Here is an 8,036-nt window from a genome sequence, read left to right as displayed (position 1 = left end):
GGCCACCCGCTACGACAAACTCGCCCGCCACTACCAGGCCCTGGTCACCATCGCCTGCCTACAACTCTGGCTCCCCTGACATTGCGGACACGACCATGGCCGTCGGGGCTTACATCGCGCAACGCTGGCAGCGTCGCGTCTAGGTGTCCGTCTGTCCCGCCCCCGCCAGCGCCGCGACGCGCTCCACCCCGAACACGTAGCCCTGTACGCCGCAGCCCGCGATGACCCCGTCGGCTCGCAGCGAGACGTAGGAGTGGTGCCGGAACGACTCGCGCTTGTGGATGTTGGAGATGTGGACCTCCAGCACCGGCATGCCGTCACAGGTGTTGAGGGCGTCCAGGATGGCGACGGAGGTGTGCGAGTAGGCACCCGGGTTGATCACGATGCCGCAGTGGTTCAGCCGCGCCTCGTGGATCCAGTCCACCAGCTCGCCCTCGTGGTTGGACTGGCGGAAGTCGACCGTGCCGCCGTGCGCGGCCGCCGCCTTGGCGCACAGGGCCTCCACGTCGGCGAGGGTGTCGGAGCCGTAGATCTCCGGCTGACGCTGGCCGAGCAGGTTCAGATTGGGGCCGTTGAGGATCATGATCGGGGCGTTGGCCAGGGTGCGGGGCACGGTTCCTCCGGTCCGTTCAGGGTCGCGCGGCCCATGACGGACCGCTGCTCGCACCCGGTTTATCACGGTGCGCCGACAGCGCGCCGGGCCGTAGCCTCCCGGCATGACGAGCCTCTCCTATCCGCCCAAGCCGTCGCCCGGCGACCGTATCGCCGTGATCTCGCCCTCCTCCGGGCTGCCGGGGCTCTTCCCGCTCCCCTACGAGCTGGGGCTGGAACGGCTGCGCAAGGAGTTCGGGCTGGAGCCGGTCGAGTACCCGGCGACGCGCAGGATGGGCTCCTCACCCCGGGAACGGGCCGACGACATCCACGCCGCCTTCGCCGACCCGGACATCAAGGCGGTCATCGCGTCGATCGGCGGGGACGACCAGATCACCGTGCTGCCGCTGCTGGACCGGGAGTTGATCCGGGCGAATCCGAAGCCGTTCTTCGGAATGAGTGACAACACCAACCTGCTCGCGTTCCTGCGCAACAGCGGCATCGTCGGCTACCACGGCGGGAGCGTCATGTGCGAGCTGGGCCGTCCCGGTGCCATGCACCCGCAGACCGCCGACTCCCTGCGGGCGGCGCTGTTCACCTCCGGCCCGTACGAACTGAAGCCCGCCGAGCGGTGGCGTGACACCGACCGTGACTGGGCGGATCCGGCGACCTTCGACGCCGAACCGGAGACCCGGCCCGGGACCGGCTGGACCTGGCTCAACGCCGACCGGGTGGTGGAGGGCCGCAGTTGGGGCGGGTGCCTGGAGATCATCGGGTGGCTGCTGATGGCCGACCGCGAGATCGCGCACGACCCGTCCGAGTACGACGGCGGGGTGCTGCTGCTGGAGACCTCGGAGGACATGCCGAGTGCGATGGAGGTTTTCAGCACGCTGCGCAACATGGGCGAGCGGGGGCTGCTCCAACGCTTTCCGGCGCTGCTGATGGGCCGTCCGAAGACGTGGTCCTTCGAGCGGCCCAACACCCCGGAGGAGGCGGCTCGTTACGCCTCCGACCAGCGTGAGGCGGTCCTGCGCGCCATGCGCGCCTACGCTCCCGACACCACGATCGTCTTCGACGTGGACTTCGGGCACACGGATCCGCAACTGGTGATCCCCTACGGGGGCGCCGTGCGCGTGGACGGACCGGACCGGCGCATCACGGTCACCTACTGAGGGCCCCCGAACCTCCGCACGCCCCCGTAACCGGCCGTCACCGTGGGTAGTTGACGCGGCATGCACGACGTACGCACCGTAAGGGCACCCTCCATGCCGCGCCTCGCGGCCGCCTCGCTCGCCGGCACGGCCATCGAGTTCTACGACTTCTTCGTCTACGGGACCGCGGCGGCCCTCATCCTGGGGCCGCTGTTCTTCCCGACCTTCTCGCCGGTGGCGGGGACGCTGGCCGCCTTCGCGACGTTCGGCGTGGGCTTCGTGGCGCGGCCACTCGGGTCGGTGCTGTTCGGGCACATCGGCGACCGGCGCGGACGACGCCCGGTCCTCGTCGCCTCCCTGCTGCTGACCGGCGCCTCCACGGTCGCGGTCGGCTGTGTGCCCACGTACGACACGATCGGCGTGCTCGCTCCCCTGCTGCTCCTGGTGCTGCGCTTCCTGCAAGGGCTGGGGCTCGGCGGGGAGTGGGGCGGGGCGGTGCTGCTGACGGTGGAGCACGCGCCCGCCGGGCGGCGCGGGCTGTGGTCGAGCTTCCCGCAGGTCGGGCCCGCCGTGGGGTTCCTGCTCGCCAACGGTGTGGTGCTGGGGCTGTCGACGACGCTGTCCGAGGCGCAGTTCGCCGCGTGGGGATGGCGGGTGCCGTTCTGGGCGGCGGGGGTGCTGGCGATCGTGGGGCTGTGGCTGCGCTCGTCGCTCGCCGAGAGCCCCAGCTTCCTCGAACTCGACGACCACGCGCGCGTGCCGCTGGTCGAGGTCCTGCGCGACCACTGGCGCCTCCTCCTGCTGACCGGCGGGGCGCTCGCGATCGGCTACGCGATCTTCTACGCCGTGACGACCTGGTCCCTCGCCTACGGCACGGAACGGCTCGGGGTGAGCCGCAGCGTCATGCTGACCTGCATCATGGGCGCGGTGCTCGTGAAGGGCGCGCTCACACCCCTGGTGGCGATGCTCGGGGACCGCTACGGCCGCCGGCCCATGTGCCTGGCCGGGTGTGCGGCGGCCGCCCTGTGGATGTTCCCGATGGTCGCGCTCCTCGCCACCGGCAGACCGCTGCCGATGTTCCTCGGCTTCCTCGGGGCGATGCTCTCGTTCATCACGATGTTCGCCGTGATCGCCGCGTATCTGCCGGAGCTGTACGAGCCGCGGGTGCGCTGCACCGGCGCCGCCGTCGGCTACAACCTCGGCGGTGTCCTCGGGGGCGCGCTCACACCCATCGCGGCGACCGCGCTCGCCGAGCAGGGCGGGCGGGTGCCCTGGGGCGTGGCCGCCTATCTGACGGCGATCGCCCTGTTCAGCCTGGGGTGCTTCGCCCTGCTGCCGGAGACGCGTCCGGTGCCCGTGGAGTCGAAGGCTGGAGCGGAGATGGAGGCTGAGCCGTCTACGGGTTGACCGCCAGTTCCAGGTACGCCGCGAACAGCACCAGATGGACCCCGCCCTGGAGCGGTGTGGCCCGGCCCGGGACCACCGTCAGGGAGGCCACCACCACGGTCAGGGCGAGCAGCACCATGTGCGTGGCGCCGAGACCGAGCACGAGCGGGCCGGACAGCCACACGGACGCGAGCGCGACGGCGGGGATGGTCAGGCCGATGCTGGCCATGGCCGAGCCGAGGGCGAGGTTCAGACTGGTCTGCACACGGTCGCGGCGTGCGGAGCGCAGCGCGGCGATGGTCTCCGGGAGCAGTACCAGCAGCGCGATGATCACACCGACCACGGCCTGGTGCAGCCCGGCGGCCTCCACCCCGGACTCGATGGTGGGCGAGACGCCCTTGGCCAGGCCGACCACGCCGATCAGCGCCAGGCCCAGCAGCCCCAGGCTGATCAGGGCGGTGCGGGCGGTCGGGGCCGCCGCGTGCTCCTCGGCGGTGATCACGTCGCCCTGCCGGGTGATCGGCAGGAAGTAGTCACGGTGCCGCACGGTCTGCGTCGCGACGAAGAGGCCGTACAGGATCAGCGAGGAGAGCGCCGCGAAGGTCAGCTGGACGGTGGAGAACTCCGGGCCGGGCTTGCTCGTGGTGAACGTCGGCAGCACCAGGCTGAGCGTGGCCAGGGTCGCGACGGTCGCGAGTGCGGCGCCGGTGCCCTCGGGGTTGAAGACGGCCGTGCCGTGCCGCAGTGAGGCGGCCAGGAGGCACAGGCCGACGATGCCGTTGCAGGTGATCATCACGGCTGCGAAGACCGTGTCGCGGGCCAGTGTCGCGCTCTTGTCCCCGCCGTCGACCATCAGGGTGACGATGAGGGCGACCTCGATGATCGTGACGGCGACCGCGAGCACGAGGGAGCCGAACGGCTCACCGACCCGGTGTGCCACCACCTCGGCGTGGTGGACGGCGGACAGAACGGCTCCCGCCAGGACCAGCGTCACCAGCGCGACGACAGCGGCAGGCAGATCGCGCCCCCAGGTGAGGGCCAGCAGCACCGCCGCGAGCACGGGCACCAAGGTCGTCCACTGTGCCGTGAGCGGCCTGCGCCGAGCGATCATGCAGTGATCGTCGCAGAGGCACGGGGGCCCCGCACTCCGGTCGCGCGGGGCCCGTCCCGGGGGCTATTTGAGCTCGCTCGCGTCCAGGAGGTCGCAGTTGGTGTAGACCCGCTCGCCGATGCACAGCGCGCCCAGTCGCTCCGCCATCCTTCCGGTCTCCGGGTCCTCACTGTTGCGCATGGCCTCGTCGAACGACTCGAACTCGATCAGCGCGAGATAGCGGCGGGGGTTGTCGCGGTCCTTCAGGAGCGTGCGGTGCGTGGGGCCGCCCGTCCGACCGGCGGAGCGCCGCTCCGCGTCCTTGAAAATCTGCTCCATCTCGTCCAAGCGCTCGGTCTCGAAGTCGATGATCTGCACGAACTTCATGGCACCTCCAGCCGGCCCCGGCGCCCCCAGGCCGGGGAACGCGTTCAGAAACAAGCAAGCACCGTGACCGGCAGTCGGCAATTCGCCGACCACCGGTCCCGGTGATGGTTGTTACTGCGTCCGGCGCGGTCAGACGTCGATGCTGTCCTTCGGAGCACTACCGCTCTGCGCCTGCGCCGCCTCGGCCGCCGCCTGCTTCTTGGAAGCCCGCAGGCTGGTGATCGTGGTGACGATCAGGACGGAGCAGATCACACCGAGCGAGACCGGAATGCTGATCTCGGGGACGTGCACCCCGGACTCGTGCAGGGCGTGCAGCACCAGCTTCACGCCGATGAAGCCCAGGATGATCGACAAGCCGTAGCTCAGGTGGACCAGCTTCTTCAGCAGGCCGCCGATGAGGAAGTACAGCTGGCGCAGACCCATCAGGGCGAACGCGTTGGCCGTGAACACGATGTACGGGTCCTGGGTCAGGCCGAAGATCGCGGGGATGGAGTCGAGGGCGAACAGCACGTCGGTGGAGCCGATCGCGAGCATCACGACCAGCATCGGGGTCATGACCCGCTTGCCGTTCTCCTGGATCCACAGCTTGGTGCCGTGGTAGCGGTCGGCCACACCGAACCGGCGCTCGGCGGCCTTGAGCAGCTTGTTCTCCTCGAACTCCTCGTCCTCCTCGTCGGCCCGGGCCTCCTGGATGAGCTTCCAGGCGGTCCAGATCAGGAAGGCGCCGAAGATGTAGAACACCCACGAGAAGCTGGCGAGGATCGCCGCACCGGCCGCGATGAAGATGGCCCGCAGGACCAGGGCTATGAGGACGCCGATCAGAAGGACGCGCTGCTGGTACTGCGATGGCACCGCGAACTTCGCCATGATCAGGACGAAGACGAAGAGGTTGTCGACGCTCAGCGACTTCTCGGTGATGAACCCCGCGAAGAACTCACCGGCGGGCTGGCCGCCGCCGAACATCAGCAGACCGAGCCCGAAGAGCGCGGCAAGCACGATCCAGACGACCGTCCAGATCCCGGCTTCCTTGATCGACACGTCGTGCGGTTTGCGGCCGATGAAGAAGTCGACCGCGATCAGGGCGGCGAGGCCCACGATCGTCAGGACCCATAGGGTCACGGAAACATCCACTGCGCCTCCGGCAGTCGTTAACGGCAAATGTCAGCGTCGTCGCTGCCGGAGGTCTCTTCCACCCAAGGATGGGCCGACGCCCCGGGATCTGGCCTGATCCGTATTGACGGGTACGTCGCAGCAGACAGGGAGTACTCCCCTCCGTGCCGACAACAGTACCCTCATCACCAAGAAAAGGTAAAGCGCTTGGCAAAATTAGGATCAAAATCCCAGGTCAGAAGGCTTTACATCTACTTGGTACGGGTGGCCGCGACCTGGCTGAGCACCCGCTGGAGGACCTGGCTGCCGGTCGGCACGAGCGACGGCTCGTACGTCCAGGCGTGGCCGACCCACGGGTCGGCGAGGTGGTCGTCGGGCACCGGGGTCAGTCGCAGCAGCGAACGCCACAGCGGGTCGAGCAAAGGCCCGTATCCGGAGGACTCCTCGCGGTCGGCCACCATCATCAGGTGGACGCCGAAGGCGGGGCCCTCGTCGGCGAGGTAGCGCAGCTGGTTCACGGCACGGTCGTCGAAGCCGTGCGGGAAGTCGTTGACGATCAGCAGTTGCTGCGAGGTGTCGAAGCCGGACGGCAGGGAGTCTGCGGCGCCTCCCCGCACCGCCATCTGCACCAGGTCGACCCGCTGGGTGAGCCGCCCCAGCACGTCCGCCACCCCTGCGGCGCCGAGCGCGGGCGGGGCCGCGAGCACACCGCTCCGCACGAGAGGTGCCAGCGGCTGCGCCCCCGAGCCGGCCGGGTCGATGACATGAACGGTGAACTCACCCGCCGGATGGACGGCGAGCAGCCGGGCCGCGTGCCCGACCGCCGCCTCCATGGCGAGAAGTCCCATGGCGTGCGAGTCGGTGAACGAACCGTCGGACGATCCGGTGTGGCCGCTGTCGATCCACAGACCGCGCTCCAGCGGCAGCCGGACCAGCATCGGGATGCGGATCCGGTCGGCCTCCGGGAGATGGAGGTCGCCCAGCCGCAGCGCCATGGGGATCTCCATCGGCGGCCGGTAGGCATGCCACACGGGGTTGTCCCAGCGGGCGTACGCCGGTGGCAGGGCAGGTTCGACGATGTCGGCCTCGGCCGTGAGCTGGGCGATGTCCCGGTCGAGGGCCTCCCTGGCCTGGGCGACGAGCTGTTCGTGCCGGGCACGGGCCGCCTCGCGCGCGGCGTCCCCCTGCCCGCCGAGTCGGCTGCGCGGGTCGGACAGGACCTGCTCGAGCTCCTTGTCCATACGGGACTCGGCGAAGTCCACGGCGCTGCGGTAGGCGGCGGTGGTGCGGGCCAGGTCCTCGAACATGCCCCACACCTGGTTGTAGAGCCGCTCGTCCATGGACCAGCCGGTCGCGTCGCCCGCCACGGGCAAGGCGGGCTGCCCGGGCGCGGCGGGGGGTGCGGTGGGCGGAGGCGGGGGCGGGGCGGCGTTCCGGCGACCGGGGTGGCTGTAGTCGATCGGGCCGGCCGGGGCAGGCGCGGACGGCTGGGTGACGGAGGACGGGTCCGGCGCGGCGCCGGTGTACGCCGACGGCTGCGGTCCGGACTGCCCCGGCCCGCCCGGCGTCTGCCCACCGTACGGGGACATCGGTGGTACCGGCCCGGGCTGAGGCGCGGTGCCGCCCTGGTCCGGGCCCAGGGCCGGGGCCGCCGTCCGGCGGGAACGGTCGCCGTCCGCGCTGCGCGGCGGGGGCGCCTGCACCGAGCGGGCCAGTCCCTGGGACACCGCCTCGTCGATGCCGCCCGCGAGCTGCCGGGCCTGGGGCAGCCCCTGGTCGGTGAGGAGTTCGGCGAGGCCGCCCGCATAGCCCTGGCCGACCGCGCGCACCTTCCAGGCGCCCTGTCGGCGGTAGAGCTCCAGGGCGACCACGGCCGACTCGGTCTCCAGGCCGGTGAGGGTGTAACTGGCGATCTCGCCGCCGTCGAGGCCGGTGACGGCGACGAACGGGGCGGCGACGGCGCCGAAGCGGACCGGGCCCGCCCCTCCTGCGGGCAGGGCGAGCAGCACTCCGACGCGGTGGACGGCCTCCGGCAGGGCGTCCAGGTCCACCGCGAGGCGGTGGTCGGCGGCGGCCTGCCGGGAGACCTCGAGACCGGGCTGGGTGGGTGCGCCCGGATGGGCCACCCAATCCACGCCCTGGATCCTGCCGGTCTCGTCGCTGAGCGCGGCGGCGGCCACGATCGGCGTGCCGGCCGAGACCCGGATCTCGAGACGGGCCTGGGAGAGCGGGTGGTTCTGCCCCCGCACCAGCTCGGCCGTCATCGCCTTCGTCCCCCTGTGTCGTTGTGTGGTGTCGTGTGCCGCTCGCCGGCCCGCCCC

7 protein-coding genes and 1 pseudogene are annotated in these 8,036 nt (G+C 70.8%); 3 read left to right on the top strand and 5 right to left on the bottom strand.

The window, feature by feature from the left end:
- A pseudogene (locus ACFZBT_RS20430) lies at positions 1 to 79 on the top strand (IS5/IS1182 family transposase); the annotation flags it as partial.
- A gap of 60 nt (positions 80 to 139) precedes the next feature.
- Here ACFZBT_RS20430 and aroQ read toward each other — a convergent pair.
- Complete coding sequence (gene aroQ / locus ACFZBT_RS20425) at positions 140 to 613, bottom strand: type II 3-dehydroquinate dehydratase (RefSeq protein ID WP_391105322.1); 474 nt, start codon at positions 611 to 613, stop codon at positions 140 to 142.
- A 103-nt stretch (positions 614 to 716) separates the two neighbouring features.
- On the opposite strand from aroQ, the gene ACFZBT_RS20420 reads away from it, so the two are divergent.
- Together ACFZBT_RS20420 and ACFZBT_RS20415 are read left to right on the top strand one after the other, a co-directional pair.
- Complete coding sequence (locus ACFZBT_RS20420) at positions 717 to 1,763, top strand: LD-carboxypeptidase (RefSeq protein ID WP_391105320.1); 1,047 nt, start codon at positions 717 to 719, stop codon at positions 1,761 to 1,763.
- A 93-nt stretch (positions 1,764 to 1,856) separates the two neighbouring features.
- Positions 1,857 to 3,149 carry an MFS transporter gene (locus ACFZBT_RS20415; protein ID WP_391105318.1) on the top strand — a complete coding sequence of 431 codons (1,293 nt, stop codon included), beginning with the start codon at positions 1,857 to 1,859 and terminating at the stop codon, positions 3,147 to 3,149.
- Here ACFZBT_RS20415 and ACFZBT_RS20410 read toward each other — a convergent pair.
- The 4 genes from ACFZBT_RS20410 to ACFZBT_RS20395 form a co-directional block, all read right to left on the bottom strand.
- Positions 3,139 to 4,239 (bottom strand): calcium:proton antiporter, encoded by a 1,101-nt coding sequence (locus ACFZBT_RS20410; protein ID WP_391105316.1) that lies wholly within the window; start codon positions 4,237 to 4,239, stop codon positions 3,139 to 3,141. The genes ACFZBT_RS20415 and ACFZBT_RS20410 overlap by 11 nt on opposite strands.
- Before the next feature lie 63 nt (positions 4,240 to 4,302).
- Complete coding sequence (locus tag ACFZBT_RS20405; RefSeq protein WP_391105314.1) at positions 4,303 to 4,605, bottom strand: hypothetical protein; 303 nt, start codon at positions 4,603 to 4,605, stop codon at positions 4,303 to 4,305.
- Between the two features lie 129 nt (positions 4,606 to 4,734).
- The gene (locus ACFZBT_RS20400) at positions 4,735 to 5,736 is read right to left on the bottom strand and encodes a TerC/Alx family metal homeostasis membrane protein (protein ID WP_391105312.1); all 1,002 of its coding nucleotides are present in this window, start codon (positions 5,734 to 5,736) and stop codon (positions 4,735 to 4,737) included.
- A gap of 230 nt (positions 5,737 to 5,966) precedes the next feature.
- Positions 5,967 to 7,979: a TerD family protein gene (locus ACFZBT_RS20395; protein WP_391105310.1), complete on the bottom strand. Its 2,013-nt coding sequence runs from the start codon at positions 7,977 to 7,979 to the stop codon at positions 5,967 to 5,969.
- Between the last annotated feature and the right edge of the window lie 57 nt (positions 7,980 to 8,036).

This window comes from Streptomyces sp. NPDC008137 (assembly GCF_042957035.1).
GTDB lineage: Bacteria > Actinomycetota > Actinomycetes > Streptomycetales > Streptomycetaceae > Streptomyces.
This window is presented reverse-complemented; position numbering and strand designations above follow the sequence as displayed.

Bases quoted from the DNA above. Each gene is read 5' to 3' on its own strand.
- ACFZBT_RS20410 (WP_391105316.1), bottom strand. From the start codon at position 4,239: ATGATCGCTCGGCGCAGGCCGCTCACGGCACAGTGGACGACCTTGGTG.
- ACFZBT_RS20405 (WP_391105314.1), bottom strand. From the start codon at position 4,605: ATGAAGTTCGTGCAGATCATCGACTTCGAGACCGAGCGCTTGGACGAG.
- ACFZBT_RS20395 (WP_391105310.1), bottom strand. From the start codon at position 7,979: ATGACGGCCGAGCTGGTGCGGGGGCAGAACCACCCGCTCTCCCAGGCC.
- ACFZBT_RS20415 (WP_391105318.1), top strand. From the start codon at position 1,857: ATGCCGCGCCTCGCGGCCGCCTCGCTCGCCGGCACGGCCATCGAGTTC.
- ACFZBT_RS20420 (WP_391105320.1), top strand. From the start codon at position 717: ATGACGAGCCTCTCCTATCCGCCCAAGCCGTCGCCCGGCGACCGTATC.